The sequence below is a fragment of the Psychrobacter sp. TB20-MNA-CIBAN-0197 genome (genome assembly GCF_040309765.1).
GTDB lineage: Bacteria > Pseudomonadota > Gammaproteobacteria > Pseudomonadales > Moraxellaceae > Psychrobacter > Psychrobacter submarinus.
In genome coordinates this window covers 1-299 of sequence record NZ_JBEOPC010000324.1, presented here as the reverse complement: position 1 = coordinate 299, position 299 = coordinate 1, and the positions used below count along the sequence as shown (strand labels likewise).

At 63.5% G+C, this 299-nt stretch carries 1 pseudogene; it reads right to left on the bottom strand.

Annotated elements, in window-relative coordinates:
- Nucleotides 1–299 (bottom strand): annotated as a pseudogene (locus tag AAEY83_RS13860) (MFS transporter); the annotation flags it as partial.

Genomic DNA, 299 nt, shown 5'->3' with positions numbered 1-299 from the left:
ATACTTGCCCACGCCGCGTAGGCAATGTTGTAGGTGAAGGAAATGCCCGACACGCGAATCCGCGCCGGAAAAAGCCCGACCATCACCGAAGGCACCGCACCCACTACCCCGCAAGCCAGGCCGGCGACCGCATAGGCCATGCCGATCCAATGCCCGCCCATGAGCAGGCAGCCATACAACACGCCAATGCCCAGCGGCAGTAACAAGCTGTAGAGCATGACCGTGCGCCAGGCGCCGATGCGGTCGACCAGCAGCCCGGCGATCACGCAGCCGATATTGAGGAAGACGATGCCCAGGGC